We start from the raw sequence: 16,182 nt of genomic DNA, 5'->3' as shown, positions 1-16,182 counted from the left end.
GCCGGGGCTGGGTCAGAATTGCCGCATGCCCCATCCCCACGCGTCGCCCTGGCAGGGCCTGCCGCCCGCCGCCGAACTGATGGACGGGCTGGAGGCGCTGGCCCGCGACGCCGGCCGCGAGGTGATGGCCGTTTACGCCAGCGACTTCGCGGTGCGTGGCAAGGCCGACGCGTCGCCGGTGACGGCCGCCGACGAGCGCGCCGAGCGGGTCATCCTGGCCGGCCTGGCGCGGTTGGCGCCCGGCGTGCCGGTGGTGGCCGAAGAGGCCGCGGCCGCAGGCAGGGTGCCTGCCATCGGCGAGCGCTTCTGGCTCGTCGACCCGCTCGACGGCACGCGCGAATTCGTCGACCGCAACGGCGAGTTCACCGTCAACATCGCCCTCGTCGTGCGCGGTGCGCCCTTGCTGGGCGTGGTGCTGGCGCCGGTGCCCGACCGGCTGTTCGCCGGCATCGTGGGCGAGGGCGCCTGGGAGGTGGCCGGCGACCGCCGCCGCGCCATCGGCGCGCGCCCCGTGCCGCCCGAGGGGCTGACCGTGCTGGCCAGCCGCTCGCATGGCGACGGGCCGGCGCTCGAGGCCTGGCTGGCCGGACGGCGCGTGGCGGCGGTGGCCACGGCGGGGTCCTCGCTCAAGCTGTGCCTGCTGGCGGCTGGCGAGGCCGATGCCTACCCGCGCTTCGGCCGCACGATGGAATGGGACATCGCCGCCGGCCATGCGGTGCTCGCCGCGGCGGGCGGCAGCGTGTGCACGCTCGACGGCCACGCCCTGCGTTACGGCAAGCCGGGCTTCGAGAACCCGCACTTCGTCGCGCGCGGCTGCACCTGAGCAGTGCGAGGTGGCGCCGGTGCCGCCTACCGGGCGTTGGCACGCCCCATGCTCGTTGCCCATCGGGTGTGAGCCCGGCTACTCAATGCCGGGCATCTCCGATATAAGCACGGCCAGGGACGGGTTGTATCGGATGGTGACCACAGAGTCGCCAACGTGAACGCGGCAAGCCCGGACGCGGCGACAGCCCGACGGGCAGGAGGGTGCGAATGACCGCCTTGAAGTACGTGTGCCTGTCCGACCTGCACCTGGGGGCCGACTACAGCCTGTTCACCCGCATGGACGAGGACGGCCACACCAGCCTGCGGCTGCCGAGCCGGTCGCTCGAGGCGCTGGGGGCGGCGCTGCGGCCCTACGTGGCCTCGCTCAGCGGTGCAGAACCGCCCACGCTGATCCTGCTGGGCGACATGCTCGACATGGGCCTGTCGCCGATGGGCGACGTGGCCCGCGCCTGGCAGCGCTTCGTCGAGGTGATGTTCCCGGCCGACCAGCCGCCGGTGTTCTCGCCGCAGGTCATCTGCGTGCCGGGCAACCACGACCACCACCTGTGGCGCTCGGCGCAGGACCAGGAGTTCCTCGAGCGAGTGCTCAAGGCCGACGAGTCGCCCAAGCCGCTGGACCTGATCCACACCACCAAGTTGTTCGCGCCGCTCGAGATCGAGTGCGACCTGATGACCAAGGTGATGCGCAGCCAGCCCGGCTTGGCGGAGGCGACGGTGCGGGTGGCCTATCCGAACCTCGGCCTGCGCGTCCCGGGCGAAGGCGGCCGCGAGCGCTGCGTGGTGCTGCACCACGGCCACTATGTCGACGGCACCTACCGGGTGATGTCCACGCTCGACGCGGCGATGGAAGGCCTGGATGCGCCGCCGGCGTCGATGGGCAAGCTCGAGGCGCAGAACGGCGCCTGGGTCGACTTCCTCTGGTCCGACCTCGGCAGCAGCGGCGCCGTCGGCAAGGACGCGACCACGCTGTACGAGACCATGCGCGATGCTGGCGCGTCGCACCAGTTCGCCCAGGGCCTGAGCGAGCGGGTGCTGGCGCTGCTGGCCAGCAAGCTCGGCGTCGGCGCCGACACCGAGGTGGTGATGGGCCTGAAGGTGAGCAACCTCGTCAAGGCGCTGATCGACCTGACGCTGGTGCGCACCGCCGAGACCGAGCGCGACAGCTACTTCACCGTGATGTCCGATGCCGGCGTGGCCGACCTGCGCTGGTTCGTCGGTGGCCCGGTGCGCCGGCAGCTCGAGAAGGCGGGCCTGCCCGCGTCGGACACCGACCTGAGCTTCGTCTTCGGCCACACCCACAAGCCCTTCCAGGACCAGTTCAAGGTGCCCGGCTTCATCCGCCCGGTGGCGGTCTACAACACCGGCGGCTGGGTGATGGACCAGCCGACGATGGCGCCCACCCAGGGCGCGGCGGCAGTGTTCATCGACGACGCGCTCAACCTGGCCTCGCTGCGGCTCTTCAACGACCCGCTCAACGGCGAGGCACCGGCGGTTCACGTGGCCGGCGTTGGTGGCTTCCTGGACGAGGCCAACCCGCTCCTGAAACGCATGACCGACGCGCTGGGCCCGACGGCCGAGGCCTGGGCCACCTTCTCCCAGCAGGTGAGATGGGCCAGCGAGCGGCACGCCGAGTGCCTGCTCGACCGCTTTTTCGATCCCCAGGGTGCTTCGGAAGCGACGCCATCATGATCAAACCCCTTTCCCGGCCGCTGTCGCAGCTCAAGCCGGTGTACGACGTGGTGGTGGTGGGCTCCGGCTACGGCGCCGGCGTGGCCGCATCGCGGCTCTCGCGGGCCGGCCAGTCGGTGTGCGTGCTCGAGCGCGGCCGCGAGATCCTGCCGGGCCAGTACCCCAACAGCCTGGCCACCGCGCAGCAGGACATGCAGGCCGACACCTCGCGCGGCAAGCTCGGCAGCCCTTACGGCCTGTACAACGTGCACGTCAACGACGACATGTATGCGTTGGTCGGCTGCGGGCTCGGCGGCACCTCGCTGATCAACGCCAACGTGGCGCTCGAGATCGACCCGCGGCTGTTCAACCTCGACGGGCTGCATTGGCCCGACGAGTTCCGCACCGACCCCGACGCCCTGGTGCCTTACGCGGCGCGGGCGCGGGCGATGCTGGATGCGCGGCCCTACCCCGACACCGTCGCGCCGTTGAACGAGCACTTCCCGCCGCTGAACAAGCTGCAGGCGCTCGAGAGCTCGGCCAAGGCGCTGAAGAAGCCGTTCTACCGCCCGCCGATCGCCGTCAACTACGAAGACCAGATCAACCCCTTTGGCGTGCCGCAGCCGCGCTGCACGCTGTGCGGCGACTGCACCAGCGGCTGCAACGATGGTGCCAAGAACACCACGTTGATGAACTACCTGCCCGACGCGCACAACCACGGGGCGGACATCTTCACCCGCGCGCGGGTGGGCCATGTGGCACGCGATGCCGCGGGCTGGCGTGTCGACTTCATGGGCCTGCCCACCGACGACCAGGGCCAGCCGCTGCCCGGCGCGGAAGAGCAGGCCATGAGCGTGCGTGCGCGCATCGTCGTGCTGGGCGCCGGCAGCCTGGGCTCCACCGAGATCCTGCTGCGCTCGAAGGAGCGAGGCCTGTCGCTGTCCAAGCGCCTGGGCCAGCGCTTCTCGGGCAACGGCGACGTGCTGGCCTTCGGCTACAACAACCTCTGGCAGGAGGAGCACCCGGCCACCGACGTCACTGCCGACACGCCGGTGGCCGATCCCACCTACAAAAGTCTGTACGGCATCGGCCGCGGCAGCAACACGATCACCGATGCGCAGCGCCCCGGGCCCTGCATCACCGGCATCATCGACCTGCGGCTGGCGCCCCGGGTGCAGGATGGGCTGGTCATCGAGGAAGGGGTGATCCCCGGTGCACTGGCCACGCTGATGACGCCGGCCGGCTTTTTCGCCGACGCGCTGCTGGGCAACTTCCTGCAGTACGGGCCGGCCCAGGCCGGCGTGCGGCTGAAGCAGGCCCAGGCCGAGGGCGATGCGGTGCAGAAGGACCCCGGCAGCCTGAGCACGTTGGCCTACACCGGCGCGGCGTCGCGCATGCAGACCTACCTGGTGATGAGCGTCGACGAGGCCGCCGGCCAGCTGGTGCTGAAAGACGACCGCCTGCGCATCGACTGGCCGGGCGCGGGCAAGTCGCCCGTGATCGCCCGCGACAACGACTGGCTGCGCCAGGCCAACGACGCCATCAAGGGCCACTTCATCCCCAACCCCATCTGGTGCGAACCGCAGGGCTGGAAGCTCGTCACCGTGCACCCCGTGGGTGGCTGCGGCATGGGCAACGATGCCGAGTCGGGCGTGGTCAACCACAAGTGCCAGGTGTTCGCATCCGACAAGGGCACCGACGTGCACCCGGGCCTGTACGTCTGCGACGGCGCGGTGCTGCCTGGCGCGGTGGGCGTGAACCCGTTGCTGACCATCGCCGCGGTGGCCGAGCGGGCTTGCGCGCTGCTGGCCGCCGACCAGGGCTGGACGCTGGACGATCGTCTGCCCGAACGCCAGTTGCTCTCGGCGGCCGCCGTGCAGAAGGCCTTTGCCGCCCCCCCGCCGGCGCCGGTGCCCGAGCCCGCGGTGCCGAAGGACGATTCGGTGATGCACCGGCTGGGCGCCTGGCTGCACAAGGCCGAGCACGCGGTGCTGCAGGAGATCCACGGCGAGTTTGCCAAGGTCGTGCAGGCGCTGGAGGACGGCGCCATCGAAGTCGCCAAGAAACTGCTGCACGAGGTGATCGACAAGTTCCCGCACCTGCTCAGCCCGGCCTTCGAATTCCACGAGACCATGCACGGCTTCGTCAGCCTGCAGGCCGTCGGGCCGGCCGGCAGCCGCAACGCGCGCATCAGCACCGACTACGAACTGGCCACCGCCTGGGGCGAGGCCTCGCAGCATGCGATGTCGTTCGCCCTGCGCGTGCGCACCGAAGACCTGCACCAGCTCACCACCGACCCCACCCACTCCGCGGTGCTCACCGGCACGGTCACCTGCCCGGCGCTGAGCGAGCAGCCGATGCCGGTGCGCCGCGGCGATTTCCACCTGCTGCCGGTGGATGCCGAGCATGTCGAGACCTGGCGCATGACCTACGACATGGTGCTCGAGCGCGGCGCCAGCCTGGTGCGCTTCCACGGCTTCAAGGTGCTGCACCAGTCCACCGGCTCCAGTTGGTGGAACGACGTGACCACGCTGTTCGTCACCGTGCGCGACGGCGAGGCCGGCGATGGCCCGCTGCTGGCCCAGGGCACGCTGCGGCTCAACCTGGAAGACTTCATGTGGCAGGGCTCGACGATCAAGGTCGACCCCTCGCACGGCATGATCGCCGACCTGGTGAACCACTTCCCGGCGGCGCGCGATGCGGTCGAGATGCTGTACATGGCCCGCTTTGCCGGGTTCTTCGGCGGCACGATGTTCCAGGCCTACGGCGGCCTGCTGTCGAACCTGAAGAACGTTCCGGCGACGCTGCCCTTGCCGGTGCTCGAGCCCCGCTGTGCCTTGCCCGACGGCCGCGTTCCCGAAACGCACGTGCTGCCCCTGCCGGGCGGCTTCCAGGCCCGGCTCACGCGGCTGCAGGGCGGCGACCTGGGCCCGGTGATCCTGGCGCCGGGCTTCACCGTGCGGGCCGTGTCCTTCGCGGTCGACACCGTCGAGCAGAACCTGGCCGAGCACCTCACCGCGGCGGGCTACGACGTGTGGCTGTTCGACTACCGCGCCAGCCCCGATTCGGGCAGCCCGATCGGGGCCCACTTCTCGGTCGACGACATCGCCCGCGAAGACTGGCCGGCGGCCGTGGCCAAGGTGAAGGCGGTGACCGGCGCGCCCGACGTGCAGGTGCTGGCCCATTGCGTCGGCTCCATGAGCCTGCTGATGGCGCTGCTCGAAGGCCTGGAAGGCGTTCGGTCGGTGATCGCCTCGGCGCTGACGCTGCACCCGGTGACCAACTGGCTCAGCTACCTGAAGGTCGACCTGGGGGCGGTGCAGCTGCTCGAAGGCCGCACCGAGTTCGCCCAGGGCTTCCACATCGTGCCGGACCAGGGCGACTTCGAGCGCGAGATCGACGTCATCGCCTGGAACGTGCCGGTGCCCGAGGGGCAGCAGTGCAAGAACCCGGTGTGCCACAGGGTGTTCTCGATCTTCGGCCCGTCGTACACCCATGCGCAGCTCAACGCGGCCACGCACGACGCGATGGGCCGGATGTTCGGCACCATCGCGTTGTCGCCCTTCGAGCAGCTGTCGCTGATCATGGCCCGAGAGCAGGTCGTCGATGCCTCGGGCGCCGACACCTACCTGACGGCCGAGAAGGCCCGGCGGCTGGCCCTGCCGATCAGCTTCGTCACCGGCGCGCGCAACCAGATCTTCGACCCGGAGACCATTTCGCGCACTTACCACTGGCTGGCGGCCCACAATGGCATCGGCCTGTACGACCGGTTCGTCTTCCCGGACTACGAGCACATGGACATGTTCATCGGCCGCGATGCACAGCGCGATGTTTACCCGCACCTGCTGGGCCGACTGAAGCTGCATCCGCGAAAAGCAGCACGGTGACGGCCGACACCGCTGCCCGCCTGCGGGCATCATTCACGAACGATGGACGCTGAGCTCAAACAACAACTGGCCGCCATCCTGGCGGCGGACGTCTCGGGATACTCGCGGCTCATGTCGGCGGACGCACAGGCCACGGTCGCCGCGCTCGACCGATCGCGCAGCGTGTTCCGCCGCCACATCGAAGCGCTGCGCGGCCGCGTCGTCGACATGGCCGGCGACGCCGTGCTGGCCACCTTCGACAGCGCCAGCGCCGCCGTGCGCGCGGCCATGGCGGTGCAGCAGGAACTGGCCGAGACCTTCCGCGACGTGCCCGAACCCAAGCGCATGCGCTTTCGCATCGGCCTGCACATGGGCGAGGTGCTGGGCAAGGACGACGGCACCGTGTATGGCGACGGCGTCAACATCGCCGCCCGGCTCGAGTCGCTGGCCGAGGTCGGCGGCATCACCGCGTCGGCCGCGGTGGCCGCGGCGGTGCGTGGCCACGTCGACATGCACTTCGTCGACCAGGGCGAGCAGGTGGTGAAGAACATCCCCTACCCAGTGCACGCCTTCCGCTGGGTGACGGCCGAGCACGCCACGCCCTTCGGCGCGGTGCCCAACTCGGCCAAGCCCACGCGCCACCCGTCCTTGGCGGTGATGCCCTTCGCCAACCTCAGCAACGACCCCGAGCAGGAGTACTTCGCCGACGGCATCGCCGAAGACCTGATCACCGTGCTGTCGCGGCTGCGCTGGCTGAGCGTGATCGCCCGCAACTCCACCTTCCAGTACAAGGGCAAGTCCACCGACGTGCGCGAGCTGGGCAAGGCGCTGGGCGCGCGCTACATGCTCGAGGGCAGCGTGCGCAAGAGCGGCGAGCGGGTGCGCATTTCCTGCCACCTGGTCGACGCCAGCGACGGCAACCAGGTGTGGGCCGAGCGTTACGACCGCGCGCTGTCGCAGACCTTCGACCTGCAGGATGAGATCAGCGTCACCATTGCCGGCACGCTGGAGCCCGAGCTGAGCAAGGCCGAACAGGAGCGCGTGCGCCGCAAGCCGGTGGACAGCCTGGACGTGTGGGAGCTGTTCCAGCGCGGGCTGTGGCACTTCTGGCGCTACAACAAGGAGGCCCACGCCGAGGCGCGGCGCCTGTTCAAGGCCGCGGCCGACCGCGACCCGCAGTTCGCGCCCGCGACCGCCTACCTGGCGCTGAGCCACTACTCCAGCTTCGTCAACCGGCTCGACGAGACCGAGACCTCGTTCGACACCGCGCGCGACCTGGCCATGCGCGCGCTGGCCGTCGATGGCAAGGAGCCGCTCGCCCGCTTCGTGCTGGGCCGCGTGTACACGATGACCGGGCAGGTGGACGCCGGCGTGGCCGAGTTGCAGGAGGCCGTGCGGCTGAGCCCGAGCTTTGCCCTGGCGCACTATGGCCTGGGCGCCGCGCTGCTGAGGCTGGACCGCTGGGAAGAAGCCTGCGACTGCTGTGCCACGGCCGAGCGGCTGAGCCCGCACGACCCGTCGCTGTGGGCCTTCCAGAGCACGCGTGCGACGGCGCTGTCCTTCGGCGGCCAGCTCGAGCAGGCCGAAGGCGTGGCCAAGGCGGCGGTGCGCCATCCCGCCGCCACCTTCTGGGCCTGTTCGTCGCTGGTGTCGATCCTGGGCCACCTGGGCCGACCGGCCGAGGCGAAGGCCGCACTCGACCAGTTGCTGGCGCTGCGGCCCGATTTCTCGATGGGGCTGTTCCGCCGGGTCTACGGCCTGTCGTCACGGCCGTCGGACGAGGCGGCCAGCCGCGCCCGCTCGACGACGCATTTCTTCGAGGGCCTGTACAAGGCCGGCCTGCCGCGAACCGGTCAGGCCACCGCGCCGGACTGAGGCTCCGGCGGGGCCAGGGCCGCCGCCGCGGCCACGCGGGCCTGCTCGGCGTCGCGCATCAGCCGCTCCACCACCAGGCGCATCACGTGGTACCCGAGCTTCGGGTTCTGGTAGTACAGCGCCGCCATGCCCTCGGCCGACAGGCTGTACAGCGTGCAGTCGGTGTCGCACACGATGCTCATTGTGCGGCGGTTGTCGGGCGCGAACAGGCCGATCTCGCCGACCAGCGCACCGGCGCCGATGCGCTCGTCGCGCTCGACCAGGCGCAGCGTGCCCGCCTGCACGTAGATCATCTCGGTGGCCACGTCGCCCTTGTTCCACAGCGGCTGCCCGGCCTTGGCCTCGCGCCGGTGCATGTGCGGCAGCAGCCATTCGGCCACCGGTGTGTCGGCCTTGGCCGACTCGATGGCCTTGACCAGCTTGCGGATCTCCCTGACCTTCTTCACGTTGATCGGGATCATCACCGCATACAGCACCATCGTCGGCCAGGAGCCGCCCATCATGGCGTAGGCCACGAGGAAGACATTGGCCGCCAGCGCCACCACGCGCAGCGGCATCATGCTCTTCATCATGTAGCTGGCCACCATCAGTCCGGCCCCGATGAAACCGAAGGCATAGCCGATCGTCGTCACGCGCTGTTCTCCTGTTCGCGCCCCCGGCGCGTCCCACGGGTCCATGGCGGCCCCGACTTTTTTTGCTCGCACGGACTGTACCTGCTGCCGCCGAGGCAGGCGGCGCGGGGCGTGCACTCCAGGGGGGACGCGACGCCCGCGGGCGGCCGCCAGGACGGTGCCGGGCGGCGCCACGCTGGGGCACCCGGCCACGGGTGCCGACCGGGATGCACCAACGCCGTGCAGCCCCGCGGCGGCCCGCGTGGCGGGGCGCGAGGGCCTGGCCGGTGGCGCGACCGCCGCCCGGTCGGCGACGGTGTCACCCCGCAGCGTGGCGCCGTCGCCGACGCACCTGCGGGGGCCGCGATCGGGTCGTGGGCCGGTCAGCCGACGACGGCCGCGGAGGCGTCGAGGTAGTCGGCCACGCCAGACAGCTTCAGGTCACCGGTGGCGGCGTCCACGTAGGTGGCCGCCGCGGCGGCGTCGACCTGGCCGCAGGCCACCGTGGTCCACACGCCGTCGCCGTTGTCGTCGCGCGAGATGTCGAAGCGCACGTCGTCGTTGCCCAACTGCGCAGTCTTGACGACGTAGGTCTCGCCGTCGATCGTGATCGTCTGGTAGCTCACGCTGTCGTCGAGGGTCTCGCTGTGGGTGCGGCCGCCGCGGGTTTCGACGTCGGCGGTCACGCTGCCGTCGGCGGCGAAGGTGTAGACATGCGTCTGGACGCGATCGGTGACGGCGGTGAGCACGCCGATCGAGAAGGCCGCGGCGTACTCGCCGTCGCCATCGGCGTCGGTGAAGACCTGCGTGCGGGTGGCCGACGCCGCCGCCTGCGTGCGCTCCACGCTGACCACAGCCTGGACGCCCAGGGCATTGGTGCCGACGGTGGTTTCGAAGGTGTCGTCGCCAATGTCGACGTCGCGGGTGCGGGTGCCGCGGCTGACGGTCATCGTCTCGACCGTGGTGTTGTCGTCGCTGAAGGTGAATTCGACGGTGCCCTGGCTGCCGCCGAAGGGGCCGGGGCCTTTGCCGCCGCCGTGCTGTGGGCCGTGATGTCCGGACATGGGTGCTCCTGGTGCAAGGTGAGATGGGTGGGCCGGCACGCCTGCGTGGGCAGGGGCGGGCCGGCGTCGCTCGGCGGTGTCGGCCGTTGTGGGGTCGGCACCGCTGAACGAAGTCTACGATCAAATGTGCAAGTTGCACATTTGTGAAGACGACTTTACCTGTCTCTACCTTCGGCTCACATCGCCGTCGTCCTCGCGCCGCCCGAAGCCCGGGTCGATGCGCACCAGCGCCGCGGCCGCGAACGACGGCAGCGTGGCCACGCACACCCAGGTGAAGAAGCCCAGGTAGCCCAGCCGCGCCTGCAGCCAGCCGGCCACCATGCCCGGCAGCATCATCCCCAGCGCCATGAAGCCCGTGCACAGCGCGTAGTGGGCGGTCTTGTGCACGCCCTGGCCGGCCACCATCAGCATGAACACCATGTAGGCCGTGAAGCCGAAGCCGTAGCCGAACTGCTCCAGCGCCAGCGCCGCGCTCACCCAGGCCAGCGAGCCCGGCTGCATGGCCGCCAGCGCCACGAACACCAGGTTGGGCAGGTGCATGGCCACCATCAGCGGCCACAGCAGGCGCTTCAGGCCACCGATCGAGATGACCCAGCCGCCGAGCAGCCCGCCCAACGTCAGCGCGATGACGCCCACGGTGCCGTAGGCGATGCCCACGTCCTGCGTCTTCAGCCCCAGGCCGCCGGCGGCCGGGCTGTCCAGCAGGAAGGGCGTGACGAGCTTGAGCGCCTGCGCCTCGGCGAAGCGGTACAGCAGCAGGAAGGCCAGGATCCGGCCGATGCCGGGCTGTCGGAAGAAGGCCGCGAACACCTCGCCGGCGTCGCGCCAGAAGCTGCCGCCGCGCGGCACCGGCCGGTCGAGTGCCGGCCGCGGCAGTGCCCAGGCGTGCCAGGCCGCGGCCATGACGAAGGCCAGCGCCAGCCCGCCGAAGACGAAGGACCAGGCCAGCGCCGGCTGCCCGGTGCGGTCCTGCAGCCAGCCGGCCAGCACCACCAGGCCGCCCTGGCCGGCGATCATCGCCAGCCGGTAGAAGGTGCTGCGCACGCCGACGAAGGCCGCCTGGCGCCGCGGATCGAGCGCCAGCAGGTAGAAGCCGTCGGCCGCGATGTCGTGCGTGGCCGAGGCAAAGGCCATCAGCCAGAACACCGCCAGCGACAGCCGCACCGCCTGCGAGCCGGGCAGCGTGAGCGCCACGCCGGCGAGCGAGGCGCCGATGACGAACTGCATCACCACGATCCAGCGCCGCTTGGTGCCCAGCAGGTCGACCAGCGGACTCCACAGCGGCTTGATCACCCAGGGCAGGTAGAGCCAGCTGGTGTACAGCGCGATCTCGGTGTTGGACAGCCCGAGGTTCTTGTACATCACCACCGACAGTGTCATGACGACCACGTAGGGCAGGCCCTGGCCGACGTACAGCGTGGGGATCCAGCGCCAGGGGGTGGATGAGGTCACGGGGTGAGCGTCGGGCGAACGACGGGCGTGGCGGTGGTGGGTGGCCGGGCGGTCCGACAGCGGGCCAACAGCGTGCGACGCAACCGGCCCCGGTGCCCGTGCACTGTAGCGGCGGCGACTTCGACCCACGGCGTGCGCTGCGCGCAACGCCCGGGCAAAACCCGCTGGCCGAGATGTGTCGCTACGGTAAAGTGATTCGAGCCTGGTGAGGTTCCTCGGGTTCGTCGACCGAGCCGGGGCCCTCACCCCACCACCCCAAGAATCACAAGGCCGAACGGCCGGAGGAGTTTGTCCATGAAGTTGTCGACCCTCGCCAGCGCCGTGGCGCTGCTCGGTGCATCCACCGCGCTGCTGGCGCAATCGCCGCAGCGCGTCGAGATCACCGGTTCGAGCATCAAGCGCGTGCAGGCCGAGGGGGCCCTGCCGGTGCAGACCATCTCGCGCACCGAGATCGAACGCGCGGGCATCGTCAGTGCCGAACAGCTGGTGGCCCGCATCAGCGCCAACGGCACCGGCGCCGACAACCTGTCGTCCAACGTCGGCATTCAGCTCGGCACCACCGACCGCAACAACAACGGCAACTCCAGCGCCAACCTGCGCGGCCTGGGCTCGAGCAGCACGCTGGTGCTGCTCAATGGCCGCCGCGTGGTGGCCCACGGCGCCAAGGGCAACTCGGCCGACCTGAGCTTCATTCCGCTGGCCGCGGTCGAGCGCGTCGAGGTGCTGAAGGACGGCGCCTCGGCCATCTACGGCACCGACGCCATCGGCGGCGTCATCAACTTCATCCTGCGCCGCGATTTCACCGGCCTCGAGGCCACGGCCTTCGTCGACGCCACCGAGGCGGGCGGCGGCAACATCTACCGCGCGTCGGTGGTCGGTGGCCTGGGCAGCCTGGCCAGCGACCGCTACAACGTGATGGCCAGCCTGACGCACGACCAGCAAAAGATCCTCAATGGCGGCGACCGCGGTTTCTCCAACGGCTTCCAGCCCGAGCGGGGCCTGTCGCCCGACACCACCGGCACGCCGTTCGCCACGCAGACCGGCCTGGCCGGCACCGCGATGGGCGCCACCTTCACGCTGCCGGGCAGCACGCAAACCTACAACCGCGCCAACCTGCTCAGCTTTCAGGGCAACTGCGACAGCATCCCCGGCCAGTCGCAGTACCAGGCCGCGCTGTGGGGCAACCTGGGCTTCGGCAAGGGCTGCGCCTTCGACTATGGCGGCTCCGCGGTGCTGATCCAGCCGATCGAACGCACCAACCTCGTGGCCCGCGGCGCCTACCAGCTCAACAACGACCACCTCGTGTTTGCCGAGATCACCGCGTCGCGCTCGGTGGCCACCAAGCAGTTCGAGCCCTACCAGATCACCACCACCGGCGCCATCGCCGGCGCGCAGTACCCGGTGGGCGGCCCGTACTACCAGGACCTGTCGGCCTTCATCCCCACCTTCGACAAGACCAAGAAGATCGCCTACCGCTGGCGTTGCACCGTCTGCGGCGGTCGCACCATCGAGACCACCACCGACGCCTCGCGCGTGCTGCTGGGCGCCGAGGGCCTGGTGTTCGGCCAGTGGGACTACAAGCTCGGCATCTCCACGGCCGGCAGCCAGGCCGAGTCGATCCTGGGCGCGGGCTACCTGTTCCAGAACGCCATGGTGGCGGCGCTGGGCAGCGGCCTGGTCAACCCCTGGGTGCCGCCGGGGCAGAGCCAGACGCCGGCAGCCCTGGCACTGATCGAGGGCGCCAGCGCCAAGGGCACGCGGCTGTTCGACGGCAAGGCCAAGCTGCTGCAGGTCGACGGCACGATCTCGGGCGAGCTGATGAAGCTGCCCGCCGGCCCGCTGTCGGTGGCCGCCGGCTTCGACGTGCGCAAGGAGTCGTACCAGTTCGCCGATGGCTCGCGCAGCACGCAGGCCGTCTACCAGGCACCGTTCGACGCCGAGTTCCCGAAGGTCGAGCGCGACATCACCGCCGTGTTCGCCGAGGTGGCCGTGCCGGTGGTCAAGGGCCTGGAGGCCACGTTGGCGGTGCGCAACGACCACTACAGCGACTTCGGCGACACCACCAACCCGAAGGTCTCGCTGAAGTGGACGCCGGTCGACCGCGTGCTGGTGCGCGGCTCGTACAACACCGGCTTCCGTGCGCCGAGCTTCTTCCAGTTGTACGGCGCCACCGGCGAGTCGCCGGTGCCCGGCAACATCGCCGACCCGGTGCTGTGCCCCAACGGCAACGTGGCCGGCGCCGACCTGTCGGTGTGCGCCATCCGCCCGCTGTCGCGCCAGGGCGGCAACCCGGCGCTGCGGCCCGAGACCTCCAAGCAGTGGACCATCGGCTTCGTCGCCTCGCCGACCGACTGGTTCAGCCTCAGCGCCGACCTGTGGGAAATCCGCCGCAGCAACCTGATCTACGAACTGACGCCGCAGCAGGTGGTGGCCAACTACACCACCTTCCCGGAGAGCCTGGTGCGCGGCGCCGACGGCCGCCTCGACAGCACCGGCGGCTACATCCGTGCCGGCTTCGTCAATGCCGACGGCGACATCACCCGCGGCGTCGACCTGAACCTGCGCGCCAACGGCCGGCTGGCCGGCGCCACCTGGGTGGCCAACCTGGACGGCACCTACATCGACAGCCACCGCTCGCGCATCTTCGCCACGCAGAAGTACACCGAGGCGGTGGGCCAGTGGAGCTCGCGAGACCTCTTCGTGCGCTGGAAGCACCAGGCCTCGTTCACCTACACGCGGGGCGACTGGAGCGGCACCGTGGGCCAGAGCTACACCGCCGGCTACAAGGACGAAGTGCCCAGCGGCGTGGTGCCGGCCGGCTTCGACCCGAAGGTGGGCAGCTACGTCACCTACGACCTGTCGGCCACCTACACCGGCATCAAGAACCTCACGCTCACCGGCGGCATCAAGAACCTGCTCGACACCGACCCGCCCTTCACCGCCCACAACCTCGACTTCGCCGCCGGTGCCGGTTGGGACCCGCGGGTGGCCGACCCGCGCGGCCGCGCGTTCACGCTGCGCGCGAGCTACCGGTTCTTCTGACCGGCGCACCCGCCATGGCCCCGGAGCGGCCGCTTGCCACGGTGCGCTGCGAGGACATCGCCGTGCACCCCGACTTCACGCCGCTGCGCAGCGTGCGCGGCGTGCAGGTCGACCTGCGCTACGCCGGCACCGACAACTTCGCCGGCCGGGTGCTCTACCGCGGGCTCGATTGCGCCTGGCTGCGCCGCGAGGCCGCCGAGGGCCTGGAAGCCTCGGCCGCCTGGCTGGCCAGCGTGCGGCCGGGCTGGACGATCCTGGTGCTCGATGCGCTGCGCCCGCAGCGCGTGCAGCAGGCCATCTGGGACGACATCGCCGGCACCCCGGCGCAAGACTACTTCGCCGACCCCGCGCGCGGCTCGATCCATTCCTTCGGCATGGCGGTCGACGTGACCCTGCTCAGTCCGCAGGGCCGCGAGTCCGACATGGGCTCGGGCTTCGACGAGATGAGCCTGCGCTCGCACCCGATGCTCGACGCCGAGCACCTGGCGCTGGGCGTGCTCACGGCCGCGCAGGTGGCCGAGCGCGGCTGGCTGCACGCCGCGATGGCGCGCGGCGGCTTCTTCGGCATCCCCACCGAGTGGTGGCACTTCGACCATGGCGACCGCGATGTCGTGCGGCGCACGCTGCCGCGGGTCGACTGAGCGCGCCGTCATGACACTGAATCGACGCGTCCTGCTGGCGGCCGGGGCCGCCGCGGCGGCGGCCCCGGCCGGGCCGGTGCTCGCGCAGGGGGCGGCGGCGCCGTGGCCGCTGCTGCGCCCGCCGCGCCTGAAGCCCGGCGACACCATCGGCCTGATCAACCCCTCGGGTGCCATCCACGAGCGCCAGCCCTACGAGGTGACCACCGAGACGCTGCAGGCGCTGGGCTTCAAGGTGCGCGAGGCGCCGAACCTGCGTGCCCGCTACGGCCACCAGGCCGGCACCGCCGAGCAGCGCGCCAGCGATGTCCATGCCATGTTCGCCGACCCCGGCGTGCACGGCCTCCTGGCCGTCACCGGTGGCTCGGGCGGCAACCGCGTCCTGCCGTTGCTGGACTACGCGGCCATCCGCCGCACGCCCAAGGTGCTGGCCGGCTTCAGCGACGTCACCGCGCTGATCAACGCCGTGCACGCGCGCACCGGCCTCGTCACCTTCCATGCGCCGGTGGGCGTGTCGGAGTGGAACGCCTTCAGCGTCGAGCACCTGCTCGGCGCGGTGGTCGAAGGCCGGGCGCTGACGCTGCGCAACCAGCCCGACAAGAGCGACGGCCTGGTGCCCAAGGAACACCGCATCACCACGCTGCGCGGCGGCACCGCGCGCGGGCCGCTGGTCGGCGGCAATCTGGCCGTGCTCACCTCGATGGCCGGCTCGCCCTACCTGCCGTCGTTCGATGGGGCGATCCTGTTCCTCGAAGAGATCAACGAGTACATCTACCGCGTCGACCGCATGCTCTCGACGCTGAAGCTGATGGGCGCGCTCGACCGCGTCGCCGGCGTCGTCATCGGGGCCTTCACCAACTGCAACCCCGGCGAGGGCTACGGCACGCTGACGCTCGACGAGGTCTTCGACGACTGGTTCAGGCCGCTGAAGGTGCCGGTGTACCGCGGCGCGATGATCGGCCACATCAAGCGCAAGTTCACCGTGCCGGTGGGGCTGCCGGCCGAGATCGACGCCGACGCCGGCACGATCCGCTTCCTGTCGCCCGCCGTCGCCTGACCCCCGGGCGGACCGCCGCCGCGGTATCCTGCTGCATTGCAGCAGCCTTGCGACCCCGCACGCGCTTCCCCACCCCCTCCAGAG

The 16,182-nt window shown here is 70.7% G+C and carries 10 protein-coding genes; 7 read left to right on the top strand and 3 right to left on the bottom strand.

Translation table 11 applies throughout. The annotated features are described in order from the left end of the window. The first annotated feature begins 79 nt into the window (after nt 1-79). The 4 genes from cysQ to EOINJALH_RS29715 all read left to right on the top strand — a co-directional run bounded on the left by cysQ (nt 80) and on the right by EOINJALH_RS29715 (nt 8,234). Nucleotides 80-823, top strand: a complete 744-nt coding sequence (cysQ, locus tag EOINJALH_RS29730; protein ID WP_199873515.1) for a 3'(2'),5'-bisphosphate nucleotidase CysQ — start codon at nt 80-82, stop codon at nt 821-823. A 209-nt stretch (nt 824-1,032) separates the two neighbouring features. Further along, nucleotides 1,033-2,514, top strand: coding sequence for a metallophosphoesterase (locus EOINJALH_RS29725; RefSeq protein WP_088287106.1), 1,482 nt, complete (start codon nt 1,033-1,035; stop codon nt 2,512-2,514). Continuing rightward, on the top strand, nt 2,511-6,380 hold the full coding sequence (locus EOINJALH_RS29720; protein ID WP_088287103.1) for an alpha/beta fold hydrolase: 3,870 nt from the start codon (nt 2,511-2,513) through the stop codon (nt 6,378-6,380). Before EOINJALH_RS29725 ends, EOINJALH_RS29720 begins: the two co-directional genes overlap by 4 nt. 42 nt (nt 6,381-6,422) lie before the next feature. After that, nucleotides 6,423-8,234 (top strand): adenylate/guanylate cyclase domain-containing protein, encoded by a 1,812-nt coding sequence (locus EOINJALH_RS29715; RefSeq protein ID WP_088287101.1) that lies wholly within the window; start codon nt 6,423-6,425, stop codon nt 8,232-8,234. On the opposite strand, the gene EOINJALH_RS29710 is transcribed toward EOINJALH_RS29715, so the two are convergent. The 3 genes from EOINJALH_RS29710 to EOINJALH_RS29700 form a co-directional block, all read right to left on the bottom strand. Then, the gene (locus tag EOINJALH_RS29710) at nt 8,213-8,866 is read right to left on the bottom strand and encodes a Crp/Fnr family transcriptional regulator (protein ID WP_158219950.1); all 654 of its coding nucleotides are present in this window, start codon (nt 8,864-8,866) and stop codon (nt 8,213-8,215) included. The two genes, EOINJALH_RS29715 and EOINJALH_RS29710, sit on opposite strands and share 22 nt — an antisense overlap. A 362-nt stretch (nt 8,867-9,228) precedes the next feature. Continuing rightward, nucleotides 9,229-9,909, bottom strand: a complete 681-nt coding sequence (locus EOINJALH_RS29705) for a hypothetical protein (protein WP_088287098.1) — start codon at nt 9,907-9,909, stop codon at nt 9,229-9,231. Nucleotides 9,910-10,074: 165 nt separating this feature from the next. Then, a complete protein-coding gene (locus EOINJALH_RS29700) occupies nt 10,075-11,361 on the bottom strand; it encodes an MFS transporter (RefSeq protein ID WP_088287097.1) in 1,287 nt (428 codons plus the stop codon). 294 nt (nt 11,362-11,655) lie between these two features. Between EOINJALH_RS29700 and EOINJALH_RS29695 the strand changes: the two genes are divergently transcribed. From EOINJALH_RS29695 to EOINJALH_RS29685, 3 genes are read left to right on the top strand one after another with little or no spacing between them, the layout of a single operon-like run. Further along, nucleotides 11,656-14,403, top strand: a complete 2,748-nt coding sequence (locus EOINJALH_RS29695) for a TonB-dependent receptor (RefSeq protein WP_088287095.1) — start codon at nt 11,656-11,658, stop codon at nt 14,401-14,403. 14 nt (nt 14,404-14,417) lie between these two features. Then, the gene (locus EOINJALH_RS29690) at nt 14,418-15,044 is read left to right on the top strand and encodes a M15 family metallopeptidase (protein ID WP_088287094.1); all 627 of its coding nucleotides are present in this window, start codon (nt 14,418-14,420) and stop codon (nt 15,042-15,044) included. Between the two features lie 10 nt (nt 15,045-15,054). Beyond that, complete coding sequence (locus EOINJALH_RS29685; RefSeq protein ID WP_088287092.1) at nt 15,055-16,098, top strand: LD-carboxypeptidase; 1,044 nt, start codon at nt 15,055-15,057, stop codon at nt 16,096-16,098. Nucleotides 16,099-16,182 lie beyond the last annotated feature (84 nt).

Origin of the sequence: Ideonella sp. A 288, from assembly GCF_002198735.1 — a bacterium.
In the GTDB taxonomy this organism is placed as follows: Bacteria; Pseudomonadota; Gammaproteobacteria; order Burkholderiales; family Burkholderiaceae_C; genus Pseudaquabacterium.
Note: the sequence above shows the minus strand (reverse complement) of the source record. Positions and strands in the feature narration are given on the sequence as shown.

What these genes read in the sequence shown, in the direction of transcription:
- EOINJALH_RS29685 (WP_088287092.1), top strand. Translation starts at nt 15,055, where the DNA reads ATGACACTGAATCGACGCGTCCTGCTGGCGGCCGGGGCCGCCGCGGCG.
- EOINJALH_RS29705 (WP_088287098.1), bottom strand. Translation starts at nt 9,909, where the DNA reads ATGTCCGGACATCACGGCCCACAGCACGGCGGCGGCAAAGGCCCCGGC.
- EOINJALH_RS29720 (WP_088287103.1), top strand. Translation starts at nt 2,511, where the DNA reads ATGATCAAACCCCTTTCCCGGCCGCTGTCGCAGCTCAAGCCGGTGTAC.
- EOINJALH_RS29715 (WP_088287101.1), top strand. Translation starts at nt 6,423, where the DNA reads ATGGACGCTGAGCTCAAACAACAACTGGCCGCCATCCTGGCGGCGGAC.
- EOINJALH_RS29725 (WP_088287106.1), top strand. Translation starts at nt 1,033, where the DNA reads ATGACCGCCTTGAAGTACGTGTGCCTGTCCGACCTGCACCTGGGGGCC.
- EOINJALH_RS29690 (WP_088287094.1), top strand. Translation starts at nt 14,418, where the DNA reads ATGGCCCCGGAGCGGCCGCTTGCCACGGTGCGCTGCGAGGACATCGCC.
- EOINJALH_RS29695 (WP_088287095.1), top strand. Translation starts at nt 11,656, where the DNA reads ATGAAGTTGTCGACCCTCGCCAGCGCCGTGGCGCTGCTCGGTGCATCC.
- cysQ (WP_199873515.1), top strand. Translation starts at nt 80, where the DNA reads ATGGACGGGCTGGAGGCGCTGGCCCGCGACGCCGGCCGCGAGGTGATG.